This window comes from Bradyrhizobium sp. CCBAU 51753 (assembly GCF_015291565.1).
GTDB classification, from domain to species: domain Bacteria; phylum Pseudomonadota; class Alphaproteobacteria; order Rhizobiales; family Xanthobacteraceae; genus Bradyrhizobium; species Bradyrhizobium ivorense.
Genome location: NZ_CP030037.1, coordinates 3,834,155 through 3,860,480, shown reverse-complemented (window position 1 = coordinate 3,860,480; position 26,326 = coordinate 3,834,155). Strand labels below are relative to the sequence as shown.

Sequence of the window (26,326 nt, the reverse complement as noted above, 5' to 3'; positions counted from 1 at the left end):
CGGCCCCAGGAAGACGCCATGCCGGCTGCCACGGCTGTGACCGAGACTGAAGCGGCGCCCGCCGCGGCCTCCACACCGTCATTCGCCGCGCGCGCGGGGCGATGGTACCGGCTCAATCGGGACCGGCTGCGTGCCATCGCGATTGGCGCGATCTCGCTCGCCGCCTTCCTGGTCGTCTGGCACCTGCTCACGACCTATCGTGTCGTCTTTTTCGTGCGCTTCACCAATGTCCCCTCGCCGCTCGCGGTCTATGCGAGTTTTGCCAAGGCGATCCACGATCCAAAATTCCTGATGCATCTGCTGTTGAGCTGCCGTCGCATCTTGTTCGGCTTCTCGCTGGCTGCAATCGTCGGCGTGCCGCTGGGACTGATCATGGGCCGCTTCAAGCTGGTCCATGAGATGATCTTCCCGGTCGCGGAAGTGCTGCGGCCGATCCCGGCGATCGCCTGGGTGCCGATGGCAATCATGCTGTGGCCGACCAACGAGCAGAGCATCGTCTTCATCACCTTCCTCGGCTCCTTCTTCCCGATCCTGATCAACACCCTGCACGGCATGTCGCTGGTCGACCCGGTGCTGGTGCGCGCGGCCCAGTGTCTCGGCGCACGCGAGCGCTCGATCTTCCGCGAGGTCTACTTTCCGGCCTCGCTGCCGCACATCTTCACCGGCCTCACCGTCGGCATGGGCGTGGCATGGGTGTCGCTGATCGCCGCCGAGATGATCTCCGGCCAGTACGGCATCGGCTATTTCACCTGGGAAGCCTACTCGCTGGTGCAATACGCCGACATCGCGCTCGGCATGATCGCGATCGGCGTGCTCGGGCTCGGATCCAGCCTGCTGATCCGGAGCGCCGGCCGGCTGGTCATGCCATGGAGGCCGACATGAACGACGTTCGCACCAATGCAGCGAAGGGCCACATCGAGGTCAAAAACTTCTCGCTCAGCTACGAGAGCATCGACGGCGCGGTGCAGGCCGTTACCGACACCCAGATCCACGTCAATCCCGGCGAATTCGTCTCGATCGTCGGTCCCTCCGGCTGCGGAAAATCGACCCTGCTCAACGCGGTTGCCGGCTTTCTCAAGCCCACCACCGGCGAGGTCACGGTCGATGGCGAGCCTGTCAACGGTCCGAGCGCCGAACGCGGTATGGTGTTTCAGCAATACTCGCTGTTCCCCTGGAAGACCGTGCGCGAAAACGTCGAATTCGGCCTGAAGGTGCGCGGCATGCCGCGTTCGCAGCGCGAGCGCGCGGCGCGCACGCTGCTCGGCCTTGCCGGCCTCGAGGCGTTCGAGAAGCATTATCCGGAGCGACTATCCGGCGGCATGAAGCAGCGCGTCGGCATCGTGCGCGCGCTGGCGACCGGCCCGAAGGTACTGCTGCTCGACGAGCCGTTCGGCGCACTGGACGCCCAGACCCGCGTCATCATGCAGCAGATCCTCACCAATATGTGGCAGCGGCTGAAGATCTCCGTGCTGTTCGTCACCCACGACATCGACGAGGCGATCTTTCTGTCCGACCGCGTCTATTGCATGACCGCCCGCCCCGGCTCGATCAAGGCGGAAATCCCGATTCCGCTCGAGCGCCCGCGGCAACAGTCGATGATGATGTCCTCGGAATTTCTCGCATTGCGCCGCGGATTGATGTCGCTGATCCGCGAGGAAAGCCTGAAAGCGATGGGCGGCGAGATCAACGATCTTGGCCTGCAGGGGCTGACCATCGAGCTGCAGGGGCATTCGCTCGCAGAGGTGCTTTGACGCCGGCGGCCATCGTCCCCGGTTGGACTAATCCGCTCGGAGTGTCGCTATCCCTGGCTCCCGCGGTCCTGTCTGACCTCGGAGCCGGAATCTGGCCGCAAGACTCCGCGCTGCAGCTATCGCTGCGACATCGCGAGCGCGGCGAGCGCCGTTCGGTTGTTGATCTCGAGCTTCTGGTAGATGTGATGCAGGTGGACCTTGATGGTCCCCTGCGAGAGGTTCAAACGGCGCGCAATGGCCTTGTTCGACAATCCCTCGGACACCAGCCGCATGATTTCGCGCTCACGGTCGGTCAGCACGGCCAGCACGTTGTCGACGACGGCGCCATCCGCCTCCTTGGCCGCGGGCACGAGGCCCGGCGCCAGCCCCACCAGCACGGTGCCGCCCTCCGCGACCACCCTGAGCGATTGCACCAGCGTCTCCGGGCTGGCGTGCTTGGAAATCACATTGCAGGCGCCGGCCGCGAGCGGCGGGGCGAGTTCGCCCTGTTGAGCCTCTGCGGCAAAAAAGACCACGCGGGTGGAAAGCCTCTCACCATCGATCATGGCGAGGATCTCGGCGCTGGTCACATCGGGGAAGGCGTCTTCGAGCAGAGCAATGTCGGAGCCCGAATTCCGGATCGCCTCCACGCAACTCGCTCCATCGCTGCACGACGCGACGATCTCGAAGTCACGCACTGCAGCGAAAACTGACGCCAAGCCTTGCAGAACGATCGGATGCCGATCTGCGATTACCAACCGCGTTCGACGCATGGGTGTTCCTCTGTCCGCCGACATAAACCCCTGCGGATATTAACATATTCCACGGACTTTTAGTCTCAATCGACCCAGTACTAGTACTGCCTTGGGGCTATCCGGTCGGCCCCTCGGATCCGCAATTACAATGTGTGGCAGCGGCCGCCCGCAATTACGCCGCGCGATCGAAGTGCCGATTTGCCTGCGTCAATTGGCGTCATCCGGCATGCTCCGCACGCGCAGCCTATATAACCAATGATATATAGGGTTATTGAAAATTCGAAACTAAGCTTACCATTTCTACACGACGGGATCGCGGCCCGACGGAGCCCGGTTCGGTCGTATATTTCGATACAAGATTTTGCATCACGTAAGAAAGTTATTGTTCAGGGCTCGTCCCACGTCGCCAAGTGCCATAAGAGGTCGCGTTCCTGCGGCCACTGCGTGTGTTTTTGTGTTTACGCTGGAGCATCATCATGCGAAGGCACCGCTTATTGCCGGTTGTCATTATTGGAAAGAGTATTCTGCTTAGGGAAGGACTCGCCAGGATTTTGCGTACGGCGCACTTTCGAGTCCTGTCGTCGGCATCGTCCGCCGGCGATCTGCACCCTGCCACCCTCAAGCATCATCCCTCGCTCGTTCTGATCGTCCACACCGGCGAAACCTTCGACATGGTGCTCGAGCAGATCGAGGGCTGCAAGAACCGGCACGCCAACGGCCGCATCGCGGTCGTGGTCGATCGTTACCGGCTAAGCGATTTGATCTCGGCATTTCGCGCCGGCGCCAGCGGATATTTCGTCAACGTCGTCACCTGCGACCGGTTCGTCAAATCGCTCGAGCTTGTGATGCTGGGCGAAACCATCTTCCCACCGGCATTCCTGTCGTTCCTGCTCAATCCCGGCCTGCACCAGGCAGAAGCCGCGAGCGACGATCACTGCATCGATCAAGCCGCGGACCCATGTCCTGCTGCGGCAGACGATCCGACTGCGCCACTGTTTTCGCCGCGCGAGCGGCTGATCCTGAACTGCCTGATCGAGGGCGACTCCAACAAATTCATCGCCCGCAAGCTGGAGATCGCCGAGGCGACCGTGAAGGTCCACGTCAAGGCGATCCTGCGCAAGATCCGGGTTCAGAACCGGACGCAGGCGGCGATCTGGGGCATGAACCATCAGCCCCGGAGGCAATTGGAGAACGGCAACTATCCGCTCGCAATCACCAGCGCCGGCCGGGCACTCGCAAATCATGCCAAGGCGGCCTCCGACGCGACGCAACTCGAGCCGCGGCCGCCGGCCCTGATCGACGCTGCCCGCATCCGGCCGCTGAACGGCAAGGACGGAAGGATCTCCGGCACGGCGCGCTATGGCAAGCAACCCTAGCCTTGCGTTCTCCTAGGAAGCGGTAGCCCGGCTCGGGACCAGCTCGCGCGTCTTCTTCGCGGCAGATCGCGGACGCGAGACGCGCTTTCGCTGCTTCGCATGCAGCTCCTCGAAATACGCGATCGTGCGCTGCAGGCCTTCCGCAAGCGGAATAACCGGCTGCCAGTTCAGCAATTCCTGGGCCTGGCTGATATCGGGACGCCGCTGCCTTGGATCGTCCTGCGGCAGCGGACGATGGACGAGCCGCGAACGCGACCCGGTCATCGCGATCACCTGGGCTGCCAAGTCACGGATGGTAAACTCGTTGGGATTTCCGCAATTGACCGGTCCGGTGACCTCGTCCGGCGTATTCATCAGCGCCATCATTCCCCTGATCGTGTCGTCGACGAAACAGAATGAGCGGGTCTGCAGGCCGTCGCCATAGATGGTGATGGGCTGATTGTTGAGGGCCTGAATGATGAAGTTGGAGACGACGCGGCCATCGTTCGGCTGCATGCGCGGCCCGTAGGTATTGAAGATCCGCAGCACCTTGATGCGCAAATGGTGCTGGCGGCCATAGTCGAAGAACAGCGTTTCGGCGCAGCGCTTGCCCTCGTCATAGCAGGACCGCGGACCGATCGGATTGACGTGCCCCCAATAGGCCTCCTGCTGCGGATGGACCTCGGGATCGCCGTAAATCTCGGATGTCGAGGCCTGGAGGATCTTGCCGCGCAACCGTTTGGCCAGGCCCAGCATGTTGATGGCGCCGAGCACGCTGGTCTTGGTCGTCTGCACCGGGTCCCACTGATAGTGAATCGGCGAGGCCGGACAGGCGAGATTGTAGATCTCGTCGACTTCGACATAGAGCGGGAACGTGACGTCGTGACGCAGCAGTTCGAATCGCGGATGGTCGAGCAGGTGCTCGACGTTGCGCCTAGTGCCGGTGAAGAAGTTATCGGCACAAAGTACCTCGCAGCCCTCCTCCAGCAGACGTTCGCAAAGGTGCGAACCAATGAAGCCCGCGCCGCCGGTCACCAGCACCCGGCGTGGCGGCTGAATCGTGACCGAGCGCGATCCGGTGCCGGCGGTGGGCGCAATACTCTGACCCGAGGCAAATGAATGGTCCATGATGTGTTGCTCCAAAAATGGGGTACGGCCGCCGTCACCTTGCGCCGCTGGCGCCGAGCACTGCGGGCAAGGTTGCGATCAAGATGTAGAGGTCGAGCAGCAGCGAACGGTTCTCGATATAGAAGCTGTCCTCCGCGCGCTGCGCGTCGAGATCGCCGTTGCTGCGCGAGGAGATCTGCCAAAGGCCGGTCAATCCCGGCGGCACGGTCGCCCGGAGCGCGCGGAATTCGGGATCGAAGGCATCCATGTGATAGGCGGGAAACGGCCGCGGTCCGACCAGGCTCATGTCGCCGCGGACCACGTTCCAGAGCTGCGGCAATTCATCGAGGCTGGCTCGACGCATCAGATTGCCCAGCCGCGGCAGGATACGTGGATCCTCGGTCAGCTTGAAATGGCGCTGCCAATGCGCACGCAGCGCGGGATCACTCGCGAGCACACGCTGCAGCCGAAGCTCGGCATCCCTGTACATCGTGCGCAGCTTCAATATCCGGACCGGCTTGCCGAACTGCCCGACGCGCCATTGGCCGTAAAAGGCGGGACCGGGATCGGCAAGCTTGATCGCCAGCGCGAGCAACGCGATGATCGGGAGGGCAACAAGGAGAAGCAGAGGTGCAACGATAAGGTCGACGGCGCGCTTCAGTTCCTTGCTGTACTCGCCGGACCTCCGGCTCAGCTCGAGGGCGACGAAGCAGTCCGCATTGCGAAGCTGAAGGCTGAACATCGGCAAGTCGCCCAGCCGGGTGATGACCAGCACCTGCCGGGCCCCTAGCTTATTCAGTGTAACGAGGCTCCGCTGGACGCGGCCGTAATCCGGCACGACGATCACGTCGGTTCCGTCCTCGGCGTGCCAGCCATCGAGCGCGCCGAGCACCGGCAACGCGCCGGCCGCGGCGCCGAACTCCTCGCGCGGCAGGCCCGCCTCGGCATCGGCACCATCGTCGATGTATCCTGTCGGCCGAAGTCCGCAGCCCGGGCGATGAAGAAGCAGGCGCGCAAGGGCGCGGCTCTCCGCACCGGTGCCGAGCACAGCGACCGGTGTGCTGTAGCTCCCATACTTCGCCAGGAGCATGCGGACCAGATGTTCGGTCCATAATCCGGTCACCGGCGCCATCAGGCCGACGATCGGCACGATGACCAGTTCGACCGTTGAGGTGGTGCGGATCCACGTCAGCACCCCCGCAAGGACGAACAGGCCGGCGCCGATCAGCCGCAAGCGAAACCGCTCGATCGGGTTCGCGATATTGGAGCGATAGAGGCCAAGCGAGCCGTTGATGCCGAGCAAGAGCAGGAGCAGCAGTCCGGCGTGCGCGTGCCCGGCGGTTTCGGCGTTGCCACTCACCGCGGCGACGCCGGCTACGGCCACCAGGATGGACAGCGCGCCGGATGCGAGATCGCTCCCGACCAGCGCGGCCCCGAGCGGAAGCCGTCGTGTCGCGGATCGACGTGCTTCCCGGCCACCCCCGAACGGCTTGTCGTGGGGTGGCAGTGTGCGGACCAGGCGTGCATCGGCGTTTGACATGAGCCGCTAACTGTTCGATGACCTTGCCGCCTATTCGGCCGCGACTGCAGCGCCAGGCATTCGCTGCGCCGCGGCCTCCAGCTCGATCTGCTCCGCGATCCAGTTGTAGGTCGGCACAAGGCCCTCGCGCAGGGTGATGCGCGGCTCCCACTGCAACACTTTCCGGAGCCGGGTGTTGTCGCTGTTGCGGCCGCGCACGCCCTGCGGCTTGGTCAGATCGTGCACCAGCGCGACGTTCTTTCCGGATATGTCGATCACGAGCTTGGCGAGCTCATCGACGGTGACCAATTCGTCGGTTCCGAGGTTGAGGGGCATCCCGTACTCGGACTGCATGATGCGATGAATGCCTTCCACGCAATCGTCGACATACATGAACGAGCGGGTCTGCTTGCCATCCCCCCACACTTCGATCTGCCCGGGATCCGGCGCGCGCGCGATCTTGCGGCACATCGCGGCCGGCGCCTTCTCGCGCCCGCCATCATAGGTGCCCAGCGGCCCATACACGTTGTGGAAGCGCACGATCCGCGTCGGCAGGCCGTAGTCCTCGGTATAGTACTGGCATAGCTTCTCGGCGTAGAGCTTCTCGAGGCCGTAGCCCTCCTCGGGCTGCGCCGGAAATGCGTCGTCCTCGCGGAGCGGGGCCACGTCCGGAGAGGTCTGCAGGCCGTGCGGATAGACGCAGGCGGATGACGAGAACAGGAAGCGCTCGACATTGCTGGCGCGCGCCGCCTCGAGCATGAACAGATTGATCAGCGAATTGTTGTGAGCGATTCCGGCATGGGACGCCGTGATATACCCGATCCCTCCCATGTCGGCCGCAAGATGATAGACCAGGGACATTCCGTCGGTGCACATCTCGCAGTGCTTGCGCTCGCGAAGGTCGAGCAGCATGAATTCGTCGGCGTCAGTTCCACCGTATTCGGGTTGCTTGATATCGACGCCGCGCACGCGGTAGCCCGCCGCCTTCAGATACGACACCAGATGATGACCGATGAAGCCGCCTGCTCCCGTGACCAATGCCCAAGGCTTCAACGTTCCCGACATTCGATCCCTCCATCGTTGACGCTCGAATTTGCAGCGATCCCTACGACGGAAGTTACGGCGAGGAACTGCACGCTCAAGCACCAAGGAGGAGTAGCCCGAAAAGACATCGGCCTGTGCGCCGAGCTTGTGGTAACAGGGTGGCGCGCTGCCACTCGCAGCGGGGTGCTCGATATCCTGGCAATCGTTAATGCCGTCAACGGAATCCAATCTTGATTTCGTTGCCACCGTGATTTTGCTATCACGGGCAAACGGGTGTTTCGGAATGTTGCCGGCAAGGGGTGGCAACTAGCGAGAGGCGCTCTCCAAATGTACCTGCCATATGACCCACTGCGCGAAGCGATCCTGTTGGAGCTCAACAGGGCGATTGGTATCCGTCGGGCTCAGGGAGCTTCGCTGGAAGCACTCAGTATGGAATACGGTCTGTCGAAGGACGTGTTGCAACGGATCGCCGAGGCCGACGACCGGACGACTGAGAGGAAGGCCGAAGGCCAAGGCTCGTAGCTGCGTCAGGCGGCTGGCCTGATGGCTTGACCGGCGAGAACTGCGGTACCGCTCAATTGGTCTCCGCGGCAGGTTGGGACGCCACTCCCGCGGCCGTGCTTCCCTTTCGCGAACGGAGAGCAGCATCGGGCGCCTGTTCCGCGGTCCCTTCCGGCGACAGTTCCGAGGTCGTCGGAAACAGCGAACCGATCTGGACGATGTCCCCCGGCTGAAGCAGGAAGTCGAGTGCCGCTTCATGCTTCACATTGGTCGTGCCGCTGGCGCGGATCACCGTGATGGCCGCCTGCGGGGTCTGATCGGCGGTCAGCATCCCCGCCTGGCGGGCATAGGCTGCGCGCAGTCGATGCGCGGCCGGAAGGCTGACGGTCAGTTCGAGCAGCGATTTCTCGGTGTCTCGCAGTTCGGTCTGCACCCGGCGATGATAGACATTGCGCAGCTCGACGATCTTGAACTGCACTTCGCCGATCTGAAGTTCGGCCTTGAGCGTGTCCGTTTCGAGGCGCCCGACGTTGCCCTCGATCCGCGCTTCCTCACGCCGGACCTCGATGTAGGTCGATTTGCGCGCCAACCCGCTCTTCGCCAGTTGCTCGTAGTCCGCCATCATTTCGCGGTTCAGGCCGCGTTGCTTCTGCTCGAGCTCGGTCTGCCGCTTGAGCGAGGCGATTTCGGCTTCCAGTCGCGGAAGCTGCTGCTCCAGGGCGCTGGTCTCCTGGCGAAGCGCCTGGCGCTCCGCCGCGAATGCGAGTTGTTCACTATCCTGAATTTGGGCGATACGGGCCGGATCGAACGTGATCGCCGACATCTCGCGGAAATCGATCTGCTCCTGGTCGTTTTGCAAGGCCGTCAGCCGCGCCCGCCTGGCAAGCAGAACGATGCGGCTCACCTCGAGCAAGCGAAGCTTTTCCTCAGCCTGCAACAGCGCACCGAGCGCGGCACCTTGCTGGGCCTCGGACGCGCCGATTCCTCCGGCACGCGCGATCGCGCCCAGGACCGACAGACCCTCGCGATAGGGATAGAGGCCGGGCGTGCGGACAAGGCCCAGCACGTAGATCGGAGCGTATTCCGCTATTCTGGCGTTGACCGTCGGATTGCGAATGTAATCCGGGGCCAGGGCCTTGGTAATGCTTGCCTCGATCTCGGTCAGCGTCAGGTTGGCGGCTTGCAGGTCGCCAATCAGCGGAAGCCGGATTTTGCCGCTCTGGTCGACCGTTGCTTCACCCGACAGATCGGGCTGACCGAACACGTTGACCGCGATCTTGTCGCCGGTGTTGATGCGATATGCTTTCGGCGCGGCCGGCTGCGCCGCGGCAAGATCAATCGACGAGATGTGGAGGGCGAACACCAGGAGCATGCAGGCACAAGCGATCGAGGCGCATGTTCTGTCTTGTCTCCGCCGCCACTTGCACAACAATGCGGTCATACTTACCAACCGGGTCGGGTTGCCAACATAACTTGCCGGTCAAAATAGGCAAAACCGGCAGGGTATGCCGGGCCCTTAGTAGGTAATCCTTCTGAGACCGCCAATCCCCGAAATCCCAATGCCGGGCCGACGGCGGCAAATCCTATGCTGTTCGCTCGTGCCGAAAATCGGGGCCGGCCGTCGAAGGCATCAACAAATCCCGGCGCATGCGAACCGCCTACCACTGATACTCTACCCCAATCGTTCCCGACCGGGATGATTGGGCCACAGCGGAGGAACGACCCAGTTAGCTATCGCGCGTTTTCTTAAACCCGCCAGGGGCGCGCCCCGCAGCAAACATTGTCAGCAGCACCCGAGGGATCGTGATGGCGAAAAAAACGGTGACAGTAATCATGGAGCCTCGTTTGCTGGTTCGCGAGGCGCTGGAGTCATTGATCAAGAACTACTCCTATCGGGTCGTCTGCAGCATCGGGTCTGCCGCGGACATCGACAATGCGACGGCACCTGACGATCCAAAGCTCGTCATCCTCGGCGGCGAGTCCATCGACCACGCGATTGTGGAAGCCGTCAGCGTTCGCAAGCGGTGGCCCGGCAGCAAGATCGTGGCGCTGTTCGAGCACGCGACCATCGCGGATTTCCAAAGACTTCTGACGTCGGATGTCGACGGCTGTGTGCCGCTGTTCGCATCTCCCGAGACGCTGATCAGGACCCTCGATCTCGTCAAGATCGAAGACGCCCGCGTCGTGGTGATGGCCAGCATGAGGAGCCCGACCGTATGGCCGTCGTCAACCAGCAAGGTGCGCCCGCCGCCAGGTGCAAACGGCGAGGTTTCGTCGGGCCATGCCGAACACCATGCCAACCCCGTCAACGTGGTCAGCCTGTCTGCGAAATCCACCATCACCGGGTACAGCCCGGCACAATCGAACGGTCCTGAGGACCGCGTGCAGACCGCGGGATCCCCGCTCAGCGGCCCCAAACTGTCCGAGCGCGAGGCTCAAATCCTCGACGGCCTGGTGCAAGGGCATGCCAACAAGGTCATCGCTCGCACCTGCGACATCACCGAAGCGACGGTGAAGGTGCACATGAAGTCGATCCTGCGCAAGATCCAGGTCGCCAACCGTACGCAAGCGGCGGTCTGGGCGCTGGAGCACGGCCACTCCGTTCACCAGGTCAAGGACGCTTGCTGACGCGCAATGCTGCGACTATCGCAGGATGCAGATCTTCGCAATCACCCGACGAGTTACCCCCTGAGAGCGGCATTGCGCCACCTTCGGAACTGCGACTGGTCGCATTCGCTGTCTTAATATTGAAGGACCGATTTTGAAGTCCAATCCATTTTTTAGTTCTGTTTCCGAGACCGACACAGCCGAGGAATTCTCATCGTCGACACTCGGCCCGCACGGGCATTACCAGAGAAACCACTAGCACCACACGGGACGCGGAGAATGGCAGTTCACGCTGGCGACTGGGTCGAGGTGTTGAGCAAGGAAGAGATCCTGAGAACGCTCGACCAGAATGGACGCCTCGACGAACTCCCCTTCATGCCGCAGATGTTCAAGTATTGCGGTCAGCGGTTTCGCATTTACAAGACCGCATCCAAGACCTGCGACACGGTCAGCGGGCACTACGTCGGCCGACGTCTGCAGGACGGATACCATCTGAACCTGCGTTGCGATGGACTTGCCTACGGTGGATGTCAGGCCGGCTGCCTCATTTTCTGGAAGGCCGCCTGGCTCAAGCGCGTCGACGGTCCAACGCAAATCCAATACGTGCCGGAGCGCGTCCCTGTGCAGGGCGGTACAACGACCGCTTCGGCCCACTGCACGGAGAGCGACGTTGAAGCCGCCACGAGACGGCAGGACGCCGGCGGAGACGTCAGATATCATTGTCAGGCTACCGAGCTCTTGAAGTATACAAAGCCACTCGCCTGGTGGGATGTCAGCCAGTACATCGACTCCTACAGATCGGGCAACAGAACCCTGGCCGAGATAGCCCGCGGCCTTCTCTTTCTGCTCTACTACTATGGAGCGCTGGCTTTCAGCGACAGATGGGGACGCCCCGCCCGCTGGCTGTACAATCGAATTCAGGCAATTGCGGGCGGCGTGCCGTTTCCCCGACTGAAGGGAAAGATTCCACGCGGCCAGCCCACGCCGAGATGCGATCTCGACCTTCGGCCGGGCGACCTAGTCCGGGTCAAATCCTATGAAGAGATTCTTGCGACGCTGGACGTTGGACTTTCCAACAGGGGCCTCTCGTTCGACGCCGAGCTCGTGCCGTTCTGCGGCAAGACCTTTCACGTCAGCACCCGCGTCGAACGCTTCGTGAACGAAAAGACCGGAAAGATGCAGCGAATGAATACGCCCGCAGTCATCCTGGAAGGGGTGACCTGCAAGGCACTCTATTGCGGTCAACGCATGTTCTGCCCCCGCAGCATTAACTTGTGGTGGCGCGAAATCTGGCTTGAGCGCGTCTCCACCCCCCATCGAGCAGCTCCGGCAATCCAAGCCGCCCCGCGCACGACGGCAAAACTAGCAGGGTGAGAGAACGCCTATGGATGCCCACGTCAGAACTGTGCCCGGATCGGCCGGCAAATGGTCACCTGCACAAGGCGCCGGCGACACCGGCCCCCGTCCAGAACAGCATGATGACGGCACGCCAAGGCGCGCGCCGCACATCACCTCAATCAAGACAACCTCGGTTTGCGGTCTGGGAAAGCTGGGATCGTGCATAGCCGCGACACTGGCAGCCAGAGGCTTCGAGGTTGTGGGAGTGGACATTGATCCGCAGAAAGTGGGCAAGATCAACGAAGGTCTCGCGCCGGTGGACGAGCCACTACTTGCCGAGGCAATCCAAACTGGACGTTCACGGCTTCGTGCCACGATCGATGCCAGAGAAGCCGTCGCCACGGATGCTACCTTCTTCATTCCTCCCTCCCCGAGCCTGCCGGACGGAAGCTTTTCCAACGAATTCCTGTTGAAGGCCATGCAGCCGGTGGCGCGCGCGGTGAAAGAGGCGGGCAAGAAAAACCATCTCTTTGTCTGCAGTTCGACCACCACGCCCGGCGCCATGGATGCGGTCTTGATTCCCATGCTGGAGCGCGAACTCGGTGGCGTTTGTGGTGAGGACTTTGGCGTCTGCTACAATCCCGAGTTCATCGCTCTCGGCGACGTCATCAATGGTTTGCTGGATCCGGATCTGGTGCTGATCGGCGAATCAGATCCGGAAAGCGGCGCGGCCCTCGAAGAGCTCTACAGGAAGTTCAACCGCAACTCGCCGCGGATCGCGCGCATGTCCATCATCAGCGCGGAGCTGACCAAGATCTCGCTGAACAGCTACATCACCATGAAGATCAGTTTCACCAATCAGCTGCGGATGATTGCAGCGCGCCACAAGCTGGCCGATATCCATGCCATCCTCGACGCGCTCGGCAACGACAGCCGGATCGGGAAGAAATACCTGCGCGCCGGCTTGAGTTATGGCGGCCCGTGCTTTCCGCGCGACAACCGTCTGCTGGCCTACACCGCACGCCAGGTCGGCCTTGAAGCGCCGCTGGCCGAGGCTTCGGACCGGGTGAATGAGCGAACCAAGCAGGAGCTGGTCGAGACCGTCGACGAGATGGCCCAGCCGGGCGACACGGTTGCGGTCCTGGGCGTCACCTACAAGCCGAACACCTACATCACCGAGGAGGCGGCCGGGCTCTTTCTGGCGCAGCAGCTCAAGCGGCGCGGCTACCGCGTTCTCGTCCACGACTTCGCGGCCACCCCCGTCAATTCGCCGAGCCTGCACGAATTCGAGCAGATTTCCGACTGGGAGGAATTCAAGACCAACCCCGGTGTGGCGCTCGCAGTCATTTGCTGTCCCTGGCCCCAGTATCGGGAATTGGCCGCGACCACGGGAACGAGGGTATTCACGCCATGGCACTTGTGAGCAGTAAGCCGATGGACGCGGCTCCCTCGTCCTCGCGATCCGGCATTGCATATCCAGCCGATGGGTCGATGGAGTCCGTCCAGGTGCTGGGAACGCCCGTCGCTTGTGCCACTTACGACACAGCACTGCAGCGCATCAAGAAGCTCGCCCGCGAACCACGGGCTACGGCGGTCTGCCCTTCCAACACCCACATCCTTGGCGAAGCCCGGCACAATCGCGAATTCGCCCGGGTTCTTGCCCGGTTCGATCTCGTGCTGCCGGACGGGATGCCTGTGGTTTGGGCGCTGAACTTTCGCGGAGCAGGCCTCAAGGATCGCGTCTATGGCCCTTATTTCATGCAGCACGCATTGCGGAATACGCCGAAGCCGTGGCGCCATTTCTTCTTTGGCGATTCCGAGGCGTGCCTCGCCGAGCTGCGACGCGTCCTGGTCCAATTGCAGCCGGACATCGAGATTGTCGGCATGCTAAGCCCGCCCTTCCGCCCCTTCACCGAAGCTGACGAAACCGCGTTTGCCGATACCATCAACCGCGCCGACCCGGATTTCGTCTGGGTGGCATTGCCCGGCGTGCGGATGGAGCAATGGATCATCGACAATCAGGCGCGATATCGCAGGGGCGTGTTCCTCGCAGTGGGCGATGCGTTTACGCTACTAAGCGGCCGCCGCTCGTTCGCGCCGGCGTGGATGCAACGAATGGGCCTTACCTGGCTGTACCGGCTGAGCAAGGAGCCGCTGCGGCTGGGTCCGCGCTACCTGCGATATCACTCCATGTTCGTGGCCTATTGGCTGTGGGAGGTCCTGCGCGAGCGGACCTAGGCAGAAAGGGCCGTCACGCAAGTTGAACCTGACGGGAAAAAGGTTGGGAGCCTTGGAGGAAAGGGGCCCATGAACGAAGTACAGGTCCAAGCATTCTGGCAGGCCCATCCTTGCGGTGACCAGCAGGTCGGCGGCCTCGATCAGGCGTTCCGTGGCGACTACGACGCGTTCTTTCGCCAGTACGACGCCTTCCGCTACAGCCACGAGGGCCACATCCTGGACTGCCTCGATGGCATCGACTTCCGCGGCGCGAAGGTGCTCGAGATCGGCCTCGGCCAAGGCGCGGATTCGGAGCAGATCATTCGCCGAGGAGCGCGCTGGTCCGGGTTGGATCTCACCGCTGAGTCCGTGACCCGACTGCGCACCCGGCTGCAGCTGCGCGGGCTGCCCTATGACGAGGTGAAGCAAGGCAGCGCGCTGGCCATTCCCTATCCCGACAACAATTTTGACAAGGTGTTCAGCCACGGGGTGCTGCACCATATCCCCGACATTCGGCTCGCCCAACGCGAGATTGCTCGCGTGCTCAAGCCCGATGGCGAGCTGATCATCATGGTCTACGCCAAATGGTCCTTCAACTATCTGGTCGCGATCGGTCTGCTCCGCCGTCTCGGCCTGATGGCCCTTTGTGGTCTCAATCTCGATCCCGCCGGCATCTATGGAGATCATGTTGCCAACGCCCGCCGAATGGGATTGAGGAACTACCTGAAGATGAGCAACTTCATCCACCGCAACACCGATGGGCCCAACAACCCCTATTCGAAGGTCTATGGCCTGCGGGAAGTGCATGAGGACTTCCCTTCATTCCAGGTGATCCGCGCCTATAAGCGTTGGATGCATGGCCCGCCGCTGCCCGTATCTTGGCTGCCGCTCGGCCGTCTCCTTGGCTGGCATCTCTGGGTCCATCTAAGGCCGACCAGGTCGCCGCGCTGAGGACCGAGCCAGCACTCGGGGCAGACAGTCGGCATCTAATCGTGTGGCTTCCGCCGTTCCCCCGCGGTAAGCACTCCCTGCCACCCATAGCCATGGGCCGCCATGCGCGGGTCACCCTGGCCCAGCGACTGGACCGTGATTTTGGCGCTATGTGCGGCCACCAACAGGAGGCACGCCAACTTGCTCATGATGCCGATCGGCTTGCCGATTGGCGCACCGAAGTACGCCTGGATTTGCCGCAGTCGCCGTGAATAGCGCTTACCGTCAGTGCTCAGGAAACCTCTCAGCTCCTTGAGATCAAGAGCAGCCGAGACGTTGGGATGGAAGCGCTTCAGGAACAAGCGCTCGTTTGCACATCGGAAACGGCCGAGCAGCGCCAGTTCTGCCAGCATCGCACGGTCGCTGCCGACGAAATTTGGCAGGAGAGACGTACGCTGCAGGATCTCGCGGCGGACAACCCCGAACATATGAGTCCCCCAGCGGGCACGCGTGAGCACTTGCCAAAATCGGCTGATAGCAACGGGATGATCGCCGATGCTCGGAATATCCGGCCAGTAGCGCCTTCCTGTTCCCGGATCGAAAAAGCTTCCCGTCTCCTGATCGAACTGCAATATCTCGCTCTTTTCGCCGATGAAGGCAGTAGCGGTGTGGGCCAGAACGACCTCCGGATTCCGTTCGAGCAAGCCGACGCACGTTTCCAGGTAAGTCGTATGGTGCAGATCATCATGGGCCGCCCACTTGAATAGTGGCGCCGTCGAGAGCTCGAACACCCGATTGAAGTTTGCGATGGCCCCCAGATTCCGGCTATTGCGAATATAGCGTATGCGGGAATCGCGCCGCTCATATTCGCAACAAATCCCCGAAGTTTGGTCGCTCGAGGCGTTGTCACAGATCACGATCTCGAAGTCTCCGAACGTTTGCGCCAGTAGACTGTCGAGCAGTTCCGGCAAGAACTGCTGCCCGTTGAATACGGGAACTCCGATCGAGAGCTTAGGCATCGAGCTTCCGCCTTGTGCGTTGATCCACCGATCAAGTATGTCGCCCGGGGTGACCTCACTCAACGAGCGCCTGTGCGCTACTACCTTGAAGGCATCGATTCTGGCCCCGGCTTTGGGGGTAACCCTTCGGGAGATTCATCCAACAGCAGCCGGCCATTCCGCTCGAGGCCCCTGCGCCGGAATCCGGCCCAGTCGGTAACGTCGCGTCCCCAAACGAAGCGAGTTGGGCCGCTTGTGCTGCGAACGCGATATGTATTGCCGTCGAACTGGTTGTTGCCAGTGGAAATGATCGAAAAGTTTTCTTCGCCGCGCTTGGTATCCGAGGCGCCTCCTGCGCAGGGAGCGCCCTCGAATGTCATTTCGTTGGCATGAATTGTGTTGTTGCTCGTCTTGTAAGTCGCGCCTTTCTCGCTGCGGCGTCCTTGATCGATCAGCATGATACCGCATCCGCCAGGCTCGATGGTGACGGTGTTGCCAGTCACCTCGACGCCTTCCGAGGCGGCCACAAGGATATCCGCATACCAGAACCAGCCCCTTCCCCTGCCATTGTGCCGCACCACGTTCCGCCGGATCACCGCATTGAACGAAATCTCGTGAAAGATGCCGGAGTAAAGATTGTTTTCCACGAAATTGTCCTCGAACAGGACGTTCCGGCATTCGATATCGCACCAAAGTCCGACGCCGTTGTTGTCCGTCACGCGGTTGCCACGGAATGTGACGCCATTGCTGATGGCGATCTTGACTCCACCGGCTTCCCACTCCGGATCGAAGCCGTAGATATTATTCGACCAGATGCGGTTTCCATCGATGAGGATATCCTTGCCCTCGCCTTCGATGCCGATTTGGCCATTGTGGTGCACATCGCAGCCACGGACACGTGTGCCGGTTCCGACGCTGATTCCTGCACCGCTGTTGAGCTGCGCTACACAGTTCTCGATGACCCATCGCAGGCCTTCTCGGGCATGGATCGCGCCTTTTTGCGCGCGACTGCCGTACTTCTCCACCGTGAGGTTGTCGATCAGCACATCGGCCGCACTGCTTTCAAAAGCGAATGCGGCGATCGTCACCTCGACCTTGTGTACCGTCGGATCGTCGACGAGAAAAATCCGACCGCTTGCGTAATCGACATAAAACTCACCCGTTGCAAGCGCATCCTTGCTCGGCACCCTGGTCATCGGCTTGTCATCCATGAACACTGCCTGTGGGTGGTTACAGGCGGGTGCGCTCGGCAGACATTCGCCGTGTTGGGCGACGCGCTGAAGCTGGCTACGCGCCACCCAATAGCGTTCCTCGCGCGTGAAACGCTCGAGCAGCAGACTGCCATTCAGCACAGTCTCCCCTTCCCCATGAAAGTGTTGCCTCGCCCGCGGTCGGACGGCCTGCGCCCTGTGAACTCCTTTCTTCAAGCAGAGCACCGCCCCCTCGCCTGATCGATCGACCGCAGCCTGGATCGAGCTGCCGGGTTCAACCGCGATCGATCCGAGTGGACAAGACAAAGGACGGACGCCAGCAAGGGCTGCCAGTATCAACAAGCCGTAGATCGCTATCGCGGCAGCTCCCGTCCTTACCACTGTTGAACATGGTATCCACGCCATCATCGCGATGCGCGCCCAGTCTTGTAAGGGTACTTGGCGCGATAAACCATTACCGATCCAATGCCGAAGCCGAACAGGCACCAGAACCAGATGCCCTGCATCGGACCTTCGAGGGTAACGTCGAAACTCGCGTTGATGAGGATCGCCATCACGTAGCAGAAGACGAACAGAAGCAAATTGCTCCACACCTCATGTCCGCGCGCGCGCGCGGTGATGATCCACCTTGCGAGCATCGCGAACCATGACACCAGCATCAGTGCCCAAAGAACGACGGCAGGAACCCCGCCGCGCGCGAGCAGCGTCATGTGCACGCTATGCGGACTTCGCGTGAGCGGCCGATCGTTGCGCCAATTTCCCGTTTCGGCGAAGCCGTCGGCGACGGCAAGATTGATTCCGAAACCCCTGCCGGTCCAGAAGTTCGGGCCGCGAATGGTATCATTGATGATGATCTCCCACCAATTTAGCCGCCACTGCTTGGTCCCTTCCGTTTGATGGCCAGATTGTCCGACCAGACTCTGGGCGTTCTCCATGATTTGGTGCGCGCTGACCGGACGATCGATTGAATTCTTTGCCTCCTCGTATTCTCCGAATGTCGACTCCAGTGTGAGAAGGACGGCGAATAGACCTATCGCGGTCACCATCGTCGTGAGCAGGAGGCGGAACCGCCCGAGCACGAGCATCGCTATCGTAACCGGCACGATGACGGCAAGCGTCGCACCCCGGGTCGTCGCACCGACCAAAGCGAGGGTGATGAACCAGACGAGAAGCCAGACCAATGAGACCCTGCGAAAGCCGATCAGGACGAAAACCATGGCCCCCGCCAGATGCGTTCCGACCGCGCTCGCCCCGATCTCCACGATCGGCACCGAACCGTATAGCCGGGGAATGTGATCTCCCCAGTATTTCGTCAGCCAGAAGCCTACCGGGATGGCCGGGAAGCTCAGCAGCATAATTCCAAAGTAGCGAAGCAAGGTGTTGATGCGGCGGGCATCCTGCAACAGCAAACCGATCACGAAAAAGGCGAAACAACCGTAGATCACGACCACGCTGTCGCGCAGGGACTCGAGCCCATACAGACCAACAAATGGGATGGTGCGCGCCAGAACCCAGACCATCAGCACGACAAGCAGGAGGGCCGGCAGAGTCACGAATACGCCGGCAAGTGTACCTATCCGAAAGAAGATTGCGATGCCGGCGAGAAAGGCGATCTCACCGACATAGAGCGGCGGAACGCCGAGATAGGCAAATCCCTTGCCCATCAATGCGTAGCCCAGCAACACGATCGCAAGCAGAGTGAGATACCTGTCGCCCCAGGTGAGCGCCCCCCGAGAACCCTTTCTCGAGGTGCTGGACAGCGCGGCTGATACGTGGGGCATCGCCTTGACCTCACTGTTCAGCAGGGGCGCCGACGATCTTTTCGATCCGGGCGGGGCGAGTGGGACTCGCGGCCCACCCCGGCGCGCGAGATTGTTCGGTAGCGATCAGCCAGGCGATTGCAATCAGCGCGCAGGTCGTGCGCACCACGTTGGCGATCACGAGAGCGAGGCAGGCGCCGGAAACGCCATACGGACCAATGAGCAGAAAGGCCAGCACGGCTACCGTGACAACGCCTGCGACATTTACCAGGGAGGCAAGCTTGCCAGCTTCGACGCCGAGCAGCGTCTTGCTGATCATTTCCGCGATGTATTCGAGCGCACCGGCGATCAGGAGGAGCTGCAAACCGCCGGCGACCGCCAGATAGGGGGACGACGGACCATAGACAGTCTGCAGGAGCAGCCCCGGCATCAGGATGCCTGCAACGGCAATGAGCAGGATCGGGCTCAAGCCGAAGAGGACATAACCAAGGGCCGCGCGCGAGGCACCGATGATACCACCGGTACGGTAGGCATGAGCGGTGACCTGCGGTATGGCGTTGCCGATCCCGAAGATGATCGGGTTCATCATATTGGCGATGTTCAGACCGGCTTGAAGCGACGCGGTAGCCGCAGTGCCCGCGAAAGCTGCCAGCATCCACGAAAGGAGCTGAACGCGAGCGAGGACGAGCTGGTAGTTGACCAGAGACCACTTCCCGACTGAGACATATTCACGAGCCAGCTGTCGCGCTTCGGCAATATCCGGCCAGGCGTATCGCAGCTTCGACGCATGCATCATGGCGCCAACCGCAAAGGTTATCGACATCATGTAGAGCGAGGTCGCGAGCGTGACGGTGTCAAGCCAGGCCACGACTGCTATGATCACGGCCTGTCCGACATAAGCGGCGCCATCTCCTGCCACTGCCGCGCGATAGCGGAACTCGGCCAGCAGGAATCGCCGCGTTGTCTCCTGCGCCTGCCAGCACAAGAAGCAGAGGCACGCCGGCAGCACGATACTGTCGACTCCCAGCAGCTCGGTTGCGAGCGCCATGACCACCGCCAGCCCGAGACTCAGAACCCCCGTGAGCAGGACCGTGTTCCCGAGCAGCCTGGGGCGCTCCTCGTCGCTGGCAACACTGAGGCGTATCGACAGCGGATATGAGATCAGGGAAAAATCGATCGTCCGCAGGACAAAGATCGAACCGAGAAAGAGCGCAAATTCCCCGTAATCCTCCTCACCGAGCGCGCGAGCGAGTAGCACGTTCAGCAGGAAATTTCCGAGGCTCACCACGCCCTGGTCAATGAGCGTCCATGATGCTCTCGTGATGAGAAGCCTGACGGCCATGGAAACTGCCCTCTACCCATCCGGTGTGCAACGGAATCCGGGAACCTCCGCTATCGCGAAAGCGCCTGGTAGGCGAGCGTTCGCCTGCGCTCTGTTTCCTTGCCAGGCGGCAGGTAGCCCGCTGCAGGTGCGAATTTCCTGCGATCACGCCAAATTGCCAGGCCGACGCCGGCGAGCAAGGCAAACAGCATCGACAGCCCGAAGATGACAGTGCCCCTGGGGCTGGTCGGCGTATGGTTGGCCACGGCCAGTCTGACGCTCTGGTCGTCGGCGACCTCGAGTTGATCGCCATCAAGCGCATTGGTCACGGCTGCCAATGCTTTCCGCTGGGCGTCGAGGTCGTCCAGGGCCTGCAAGGTCTTCGGATGCTTGTCGCCGAAAAGCGCCTGCCGTTGCCGCAGCTCGGCTTCGGCGGCAACGACCTTGTTTTGCCTGCGCTGCCTGACCTTGTCGCGGAGATATTCGGCGACGACGGCGTTGACGACCCGCGCCGCCTCCTCCGCGGACGAGGACGTGAAGGAGATCGAGATCAGATACGAACGCGTGTCGTTCATGATGACGAGCTTGTTGCGCAACATCGCAACCGCGCGATCGAACGGCGTCTGGTTTCGGGTTTCCGGGAACCAGGCAATTCGGACGCTCTCGGACATGCGTGTCAGCCACGAGTTCGGCCGAGCCGCATTGCTATCTTCGCCGAGCCGTTTCGCGGCTTCGCGCAGGATCGCATCGGAGCGAAGGACACGGGCCTCGCCGGTGACGAGCGCTGCCCCATCGACGCTAGCCAGGGCCACGACCTTTCCTTGCTCGCCGGAGAGCAGATCCGGGTGGATCAGCGCCTCCGCCGAGTATTTGCGCGGCAGCAACGGTATCAGAATGCAAGCGAACATCAGGCCCAGGGCAACGAAAAGCGCGATAAGCCTTCCGTGCCGGATGACCGACCGGAGCATGCTCGCGCCCACGTCGTCATAATGGATGCGATAGTCCGAGTGATCGAACTGGAGATCCGGCTGTTTCTCGCGATTTAGCTTTGTGGGGGCGGTCATCGCCGACTTTATTAGCGGATTGCAAGGCAACACGGGCGGCGCTTCGGGGCGACCTCCGCGCGGCAAAGGGACTACCTCCAACGAGACGAACCGTTTTCTGAATAGACAAACGGGCCGCGATTCCAACGGGAGTACCCCTGACGTTTCGTTGACACCATGGACCGCCACCGACAGGCTTTGGCCGGTGCATGGTGAGCTGACCCCTCATAATCGCAGCTGATGAAGCACGGCCGCCGTCGCGGATTTCGGCAGGCGCGGTTCCGTCTGTCCGCGATCGAGGCGAGACGAGGAAAGGCCGCTGAGATGAAGACGGTGCTGTTCTGCGGCGGACTGGGGGCCCGGATTCGGGACGTCTCCGAAAGTATCCCCAAGCCGATGATCCCGATCGGGGACAAGCCGATCCTCTGGCATCTGATGCACTACTACAGCCAGTTCGGGCACAAGGACTTCATCCTGTGCCTCGGCCACAAGGCCAACGTCATCAAGGAATATTTCCTGAACTTCCGGCCGCAGACCTATGCCGACTGCGTCGTCAAGGGCTTTGGCAGCCAGGTCGAGATCCTCGGCGATCCGCAGCAGGACTGGCGCATTGCCATGATCGATACCGGGATCTGGCGCAACATCGGCGAACGGCTGTGGGCGGTCCGCCAGCATGTCGCGGGCGAGGAGATGTTCCTCGCCAACTACAGCGACGGCCTGTCCGATATCGATCTCGACGAGATGACCAGGGTGTTCCGCGCCAGCGGCAAGGTCGCGTGCTTCACCGCGGTGCGGCCGTCGTTCAGCCTGCACCTGGTCGACATGTTGCCCGACGGCAAGGTCGAGCGCATGCGCGCGAGCCAGGATGCCAACCTCTGGATCAACGGCGGCTTCTTCATCTTCCGCCAGGAGATCTTCGACTACATCGAGGAGGGCGACGAGCTGGTCGAGGCGCCGTTCCGACGGCTGATCGCAGCCGACCAACTGATGGCCTTCCAGCACGAAGGCTTTTGGCGCCCGATGGATACGTTGAAGGACAAGCACGTGCTCGACGATCTGGTCGAGAAGGGCACGATGCCGTGGCTGCTCAATCAGACCCAGCGGCGGCCGCAGTTCGAGGCCGAAAGGAAAGCCGGATGAAACCGGTCGCACTCGCCGAGCCGGGTCAGCGTCTTTCCCTCCTCTGCATTGGCGCGCATTCGGACGATATCGAAATCGGCGCCGGCGCGACCATCTTGGGCTGGATCGAGCGCGGCGTCCGCCTGGACGTGCACTGGGTCGTGCTCAGCGCCGCCGGCCCGCGGGCCGAAGAAGCCCGCTCCTCGGCGCAGGCGTTTCTGGCCGGTGCGGCAAGATCGACAATCGAGCTGGCGGAATTTCGCGACGGCTATTTCCCATACCAGGGCGCCGCGATCAAGAACTGGTTCGAGGAGCTGAAGTCGCGCACCTCCCCCGACGTGATCCTGTGCCATACGCGCGGCGACGCGCATCAGGATCATCGGGAGGTCTCTGCGCTGACCTGGAACAGTTTTCGCGATCACACCATCCTCGAATACGAGATTCCGAAATGGGACGGTGATCTGAGCCAGCCCAATCTGTTCATCCCGGCCAGCCGCGCGCTGATGGAGCGCAAGGCAAAGCTGCTGCATGACCATTTCGGCACGCAGCGCGCCAAGGACTGGTTCGACGCGCAGACCTTCATGGGGCTGGCCCGGCTCCGCGGTGCGGAGTGCCGGGCGCCGGACGGATTCGCCGAAGCCTTCCATGCGCGCAAGATCGTGGTGCAGTGAAGAGGTGAAATCATGAAGGTCATGGTAACCGGGCATTTGGGATACATCGGAACCGTCATGGTTCCGCTTCTGCTGCGCTCCGGTCACGACGTGGTCGGCCTCGACAGCGATCTCTATGCCAACTGCACCTTCGAGGCCGGCGGCCGCATCGCCTCGGTGCCGCATATCCGCAAGGACGTCCGCGACGTCGTCTGCGCAGACCTCGAGGGCCTCGATGCCATCATCCATCTGGCCGCGCTGTCCAACGACCCGCTCGGCAATCTGTGCCCCGCCCTCACCTACGAGATCAATCATCACGGCAGCGTCCGGCTCGCCACGCTGGCCAAGCAGGCCGGCGTCGGCCGCTTTCTGCTGGCGTCCTCATGCAGCAATTACGGCCGCGCCGGCGAAGCGATGCTCGATGAAACCGGAGATCTTAATCCGGTCACCGCCTACGGCGAATCCAAGGTGGGCGCTGAGCACGACATTTCCCCGCTTGCCGACGCCAGCTTCTGCCCGACCTATCTGCGCCCGGCGACCGCCTACGGCGCCTCGCCGCGCATCCGCTTCGATATCGTGCTCAACAATCTGGTCGCCTGGGCGGTCACCAAGCGCCTGATCTACTTGAAATCGGATGGCTCGCCCTGGCGCCCGATCGTCCATATCGAGGATATTTCGCGCGCCTTCATCGCGGCGCTCGAAGCGCCCACCGAGCTTGTCTTCAACCAGGCATTCAACGTGGGCCAGACCGCCCACAACTACCGCATTCGCGATATTGCGGCGATCGTCGCTGACGTAGTCCCCGGCTGCCGGCTCGAGACGGCTCCCGATGCAGCTCCGGACACGCGATCCTATCGCGTCAACTTCGACAAGATCGCGCGACTGCTGCCGGCCTTCAAGCCGCAATGGGATGCCCGCCGCGGTGCCGAGCAACTCTACAATGCCTATCGTCAATCGACGCTGACGCTCGAGGAATTCGAAGGGCCGCGCTACCAGCGCATCGGTCATATCCAGAAACTGATCGCCGACGGCATCCTTTCGGAGGATCTGAGGCACCGCCGGACAACCGATCGCGGAGCGCGCAAGCTGGTCTCTGCCAGCGGCTAGAGGGAGGCAACCAATGATCTTCACCGAGACGAAGCTTAAGGGCGCCTACATCATCGATCTCGACCGCATGAAGGACGAGCGGGGCTTCTTCGCGCGGGCCTTCTGTCAGAAGGAGTTTCGCGACCATGGGCTGAAGGCCGTGATCGCGCAGGCCAACGTTGCCTCAAACGCACGGAAAGGCACCCTGCGGGGTATGCACTTTCAGTATCCACCCGCCGCAGAGAGCAAGCTGGTTCGATGCACGCGTGGCGCCATTCTCGATATCATCGTCGACCTGCGACCCGAGAGCTCGACCTACCTGGAGCATATCTCTATCGAGTTGAACGAGGACAATATGACAGCGCTCTATGTGCCCGAGCGCTTCGCGCACGGTTATCAGGTGCTGCTCGACAACACGGACACGACCTACCAGATGGGCGAATTCTATACGCCGGGCGCTGAAGGCGGGCTTCCCTACGACGATCCGTGGCTGGGGCTCAGATGGCCGCTACCTGTCTCCGTGATCTCATCAAGGGATCAGGCGTTCCGCCCATTGCGTGAAGTCGAGGACGAAATTGAGCGCAGGATGTCGCCTGCAAAGTCGGCCGCGTGACGACTTCTGCGAACACAGCGCAGAATCTGCGAGAGAGTTGAGCGGCTGCAGAGGGCGGCATCGCACGATGTCAGATTGCTCGGAGAAGCACCTATGAATCTGAATCTGCCAACAGTCGCCGGGACCGAACCCAAATGCCGCCATTGTCGGTCGAAGCTGACGCTGACACTCGTCGACCTCGGCCTCTCGCCTGTCGCCAACGACTATGTCGACCCGGCGGATTGCGCGAAGGCCGAACCGTTCTATCCGCTCAAGGTGTTGGTCTGCCGCGACTGCCGCCTGGTCCAGACCCTCGATCTGCTGGCGGCAGACAAAATATTTCGCGCCGACTATGCGTACTTCTCCTCGCATTCGAGCTCGTGGCTGAACCACGCTCAAACCTATGTTGAGGATGTTACCAGGCGCTTCGGCCTCGCTGCCGCCTCCCGCCATGTCGAGATTGCGTCGAACGACGGCTATCTGCTGCAGTACTCGATGGCAAAAGGCATCAAGTGCCTGGGTATCGAACCATGCGAAAGTGTTGCGCTGGCCGGCCTGGCAAAAGGCATCGACACGCGCATTGAATTTTTCGGCGAGGCCTATTCACACAAATTGGTCAGCGAGGGCTGGACCGCGGATTTGATTACTGGAAACAACGTTCTAGCGCACGTGCCAGACATCAATGATTTCGTGTCTGGTGTGAGAATATTACTCGCCCCGGAGGGCGTGGCCACGTTCGAAGTACAGCACCTCCTTAGACTGATGCAGCTGCATGAATTTGACACCATCTATCATGAGCATTTTTCCTATTTGTCGTTGATTGCCGGACAACGCATCTTCGCAGCCGCCGGCTTGCGCGTCTTCGATGTCGAATTGCTCAAGACCCACGGTGGATCCATTCGGTTTTTTGTGTGTCATGCGCAGTCCAATCATGCGCAAACTTCTCGCGTGGCGCAGGTTCTCGCGGATGAGCGGGCCTACGGTCTTGATGACGACGCTACCTACGTCGCCTGGAGTGAATCGGTCAAAGCGACCAAGCGCGATCTTCTCGAACTCCTCATTGAGTTGAAGTGTGACGGCAAGAAGGTCGTAGGATACGGCGCGCCCGCCAAAGCCGTGACGCTTTTAAATTATTGCGGAATCGGGAGCGACTTCCTTGACTTCACGGTGGATCGTGCGCCGTCAAAACAGGGGCGGTATCTGCCGGGCGTTCGCATTCCAATCTTTCCCCCCGAGGCGATTTTTGAGGCAAAACCTGATTTCGTTCTGATTTTACCTTGGAATCTGAAGGATGAGATCAAGGATCAGATGTCGGCAATCAAGTCATGGGGAGGCCGATTCATTGTGCCGGGGCCGAAGGCATTCATCGAGAACTAGCTGGTGTGGCACCGTTTCAAGGGTAGGCTTCGGGGCGCCAGTCGAAAGATGTCTCCATGATGGTGG

General features: G+C 61.5%; 24 protein-coding genes. 14 read left to right on the top strand and 10 right to left on the bottom strand.

What is annotated here, in order from left to right:
* Positions 1–18 precede the first annotated feature (18 nt).
* The gene (locus XH93_RS17080) at positions 19–882 is read left to right on the top strand and encodes an ABC transporter permease (protein ID WP_194475192.1); all 864 of its coding nucleotides are present in this window, start codon (positions 19–21) and stop codon (positions 880–882) included.
* Positions 879–1,751, top strand: coding sequence for an ABC transporter ATP-binding protein (locus XH93_RS17075; RefSeq protein ID WP_194474425.1), 873 nt, complete (start codon positions 879–881; stop codon positions 1,749–1,751). Before XH93_RS17080 ends, XH93_RS17075 begins: the two co-directional genes overlap by 4 nt.
* 116 nt (positions 1,752–1,867) lie before the next feature.
* On the opposite strand, the gene XH93_RS17070 is transcribed toward XH93_RS17075, so the two are convergent.
* Positions 1,868–2,503, bottom strand: a complete 636-nt coding sequence (locus tag XH93_RS17070; RefSeq protein WP_139482637.1) for a response regulator transcription factor — start codon at positions 2,501–2,503, stop codon at positions 1,868–1,870.
* Positions 2,504–3,036: 533 nt separating this feature from the next.
* Between XH93_RS17070 and XH93_RS17065 the strand changes: the two genes are divergently transcribed.
* A complete protein-coding gene (locus XH93_RS17065; RefSeq protein ID WP_246799650.1) occupies positions 3,037–3,861 on the top strand; it encodes a response regulator transcription factor in 825 nt (274 codons plus the stop codon).
* A gap of 12 nt (positions 3,862–3,873) precedes the next feature.
* Here the strand turns inward: XH93_RS17065 and XH93_RS17060 are convergent, their stop codons facing one another.
* From XH93_RS17060 to XH93_RS17050, 3 genes are all read right to left on the bottom strand, one after another.
* Positions 3,874–4,899: a UDP-glucuronic acid decarboxylase family protein gene (locus tag XH93_RS17060; RefSeq protein WP_246799715.1), complete on the bottom strand. Its 1,026-nt coding sequence runs from the start codon at positions 4,897–4,899 to the stop codon at positions 3,874–3,876.
* Positions 4,900–5,002: 103 nt separating this feature from the next.
* A complete protein-coding gene (locus tag XH93_RS17055) occupies positions 5,003–6,487 on the bottom strand; it encodes a sugar transferase (protein ID WP_194474422.1) in 1,485 nt (494 codons plus the stop codon).
* A gap of 30 nt (positions 6,488–6,517) precedes the next feature.
* Positions 6,518–7,531 (bottom strand): NAD-dependent epimerase/dehydratase family protein, encoded by a 1,014-nt coding sequence (locus XH93_RS17050; RefSeq protein ID WP_172626861.1) that lies wholly within the window; start codon positions 7,529–7,531, stop codon positions 6,518–6,520.
* A 306-nt stretch (positions 7,532–7,837) separates the two neighbouring features.
* On the opposite strand from XH93_RS17050, the gene XH93_RS17045 reads away from it, so the two are divergent.
* Positions 7,838–8,032 carry a hypothetical protein gene (locus XH93_RS17045; protein ID WP_194474421.1) on the top strand — a complete coding sequence of 65 codons (195 nt, stop codon included), beginning with the start codon at positions 7,838–7,840 and terminating at the stop codon, positions 8,030–8,032.
* Between the two features lie 52 nt (positions 8,033–8,084).
* Here the strand turns inward: XH93_RS17045 and XH93_RS17040 are convergent, their stop codons facing one another.
* Positions 8,085–9,383 (bottom strand): polysaccharide biosynthesis/export family protein, encoded by a 1,299-nt coding sequence (locus tag XH93_RS17040; protein WP_172627872.1) that lies wholly within the window; start codon positions 9,381–9,383, stop codon positions 8,085–8,087.
* A gap of 461 nt (positions 9,384–9,844) precedes the next feature.
* On the opposite strand from XH93_RS17040, the gene XH93_RS42335 reads away from it, so the two are divergent.
* The 5 genes from XH93_RS42335 (at position 9,845) to XH93_RS17015 (ending at position 15,124) form a co-directional block, all read left to right on the top strand.
* Positions 9,845–10,639, top strand: a complete 795-nt coding sequence (locus XH93_RS42335) for a response regulator transcription factor (protein WP_246799649.1) — start codon at positions 9,845–9,847, stop codon at positions 10,637–10,639.
* A 258-nt stretch (positions 10,640–10,897) separates the two neighbouring features.
* Positions 10,898–11,992, top strand: coding sequence for a hypothetical protein (locus tag XH93_RS17030; protein WP_246799648.1), 1,095 nt, complete (start codon positions 10,898–10,900; stop codon positions 11,990–11,992).
* A gap of 10 nt (positions 11,993–12,002) precedes the next feature.
* Entirely contained in the window at positions 12,003–13,379 is a 1,377-nt protein-coding gene (locus XH93_RS17025) for a nucleotide sugar dehydrogenase (protein ID WP_139857097.1), read from the top strand.
* 68 nt (positions 13,380–13,447) lie between these two features.
* Positions 13,448–14,194: a WecB/TagA/CpsF family glycosyltransferase gene (locus XH93_RS17020; RefSeq protein ID WP_172627871.1), complete on the top strand. Its 747-nt coding sequence runs from the start codon at positions 13,448–13,450 to the stop codon at positions 14,192–14,194.
* A 69-nt stretch (positions 14,195–14,263) separates the two neighbouring features.
* The gene (locus tag XH93_RS17015) at positions 14,264–15,124 is read left to right on the top strand and encodes a class I SAM-dependent methyltransferase (protein ID WP_139482629.1); all 861 of its coding nucleotides are present in this window, start codon (positions 14,264–14,266) and stop codon (positions 15,122–15,124) included.
* A gap of 35 nt (positions 15,125–15,159) precedes the next feature.
* Here XH93_RS17015 and XH93_RS17010 read toward each other — a convergent pair whose 3' ends face one another.
* From XH93_RS17010 to XH93_RS16990, 5 genes are all read right to left on the bottom strand, one after another.
* Positions 15,160–16,122, bottom strand: a complete 963-nt coding sequence (locus XH93_RS17010) for a glycosyltransferase family 2 protein (RefSeq protein ID WP_194474420.1) — start codon at positions 16,120–16,122, stop codon at positions 15,160–15,162.
* Between the two features lie 80 nt (positions 16,123–16,202).
* The gene (locus XH93_RS17005) at positions 16,203–17,453 is read right to left on the bottom strand and encodes a right-handed parallel beta-helix repeat-containing protein (protein ID WP_246799647.1); all 1,251 of its coding nucleotides are present in this window, start codon (positions 17,451–17,453) and stop codon (positions 16,203–16,205) included.
* A gap of 263 nt (positions 17,454–17,716) precedes the next feature.
* Positions 17,717–19,093 carry an O-antigen ligase family protein gene (locus tag XH93_RS17000; RefSeq protein WP_194474418.1) on the bottom strand — a complete coding sequence of 459 codons (1,377 nt, stop codon included), beginning with the start codon at positions 19,091–19,093 and terminating at the stop codon, positions 17,717–17,719.
* Positions 19,094–19,103: 10 nt separating this feature from the next.
* Positions 19,104–20,414 carry a lipopolysaccharide biosynthesis protein gene (locus tag XH93_RS16995; RefSeq protein ID WP_139482625.1) on the bottom strand — a complete coding sequence of 437 codons (1,311 nt, stop codon included), beginning with the start codon at positions 20,412–20,414 and terminating at the stop codon, positions 19,104–19,106.
* 50 nt (positions 20,415–20,464) lie between these two features.
* Positions 20,465–21,457: a Wzz/FepE/Etk N-terminal domain-containing protein gene (locus tag XH93_RS16990; RefSeq protein WP_139482624.1), complete on the bottom strand. Its 993-nt coding sequence runs from the start codon at positions 21,455–21,457 to the stop codon at positions 20,465–20,467.
* Between the two features lie 303 nt (positions 21,458–21,760).
* Between XH93_RS16990 and XH93_RS16985 the strand changes: the two genes are divergently transcribed.
* The 5 genes from XH93_RS16985 (at position 21,761) to XH93_RS16965 (ending at position 26,260) form a co-directional block, all read left to right on the top strand.
* Positions 21,761–22,576 (top strand): sugar phosphate nucleotidyltransferase, encoded by an 816-nt coding sequence (locus XH93_RS16985; RefSeq protein WP_139482623.1) that lies wholly within the window; start codon positions 21,761–21,763, stop codon positions 22,574–22,576.
* Positions 22,573–23,226, top strand: coding sequence for a PIG-L deacetylase family protein (locus XH93_RS16980; RefSeq protein ID WP_194474417.1), 654 nt, complete (start codon positions 22,573–22,575; stop codon positions 23,224–23,226). Before XH93_RS16985 ends, XH93_RS16980 begins: the two co-directional genes overlap by 4 nt.
* 12 nt (positions 23,227–23,238) lie before the next feature.
* Positions 23,239–24,312, top strand: coding sequence for an NAD(P)-dependent oxidoreductase (locus tag XH93_RS16975; RefSeq protein WP_194474416.1), 1,074 nt, complete (start codon positions 23,239–23,241; stop codon positions 24,310–24,312).
* A gap of 13 nt (positions 24,313–24,325) precedes the next feature.
* Positions 24,326–24,904, top strand: coding sequence for a dTDP-4-dehydrorhamnose 3,5-epimerase (rfbC, locus tag XH93_RS16970; protein WP_194474415.1), 579 nt, complete (start codon positions 24,326–24,328; stop codon positions 24,902–24,904).
* A 93-nt stretch (positions 24,905–24,997) separates the two neighbouring features.
* Positions 24,998–26,260 carry a class I SAM-dependent methyltransferase gene (locus XH93_RS16965; RefSeq protein ID WP_194474414.1) on the top strand — a complete coding sequence of 421 codons (1,263 nt, stop codon included), beginning with the start codon at positions 24,998–25,000 and terminating at the stop codon, positions 26,258–26,260.
* Positions 26,261–26,326 lie beyond the last annotated feature (66 nt).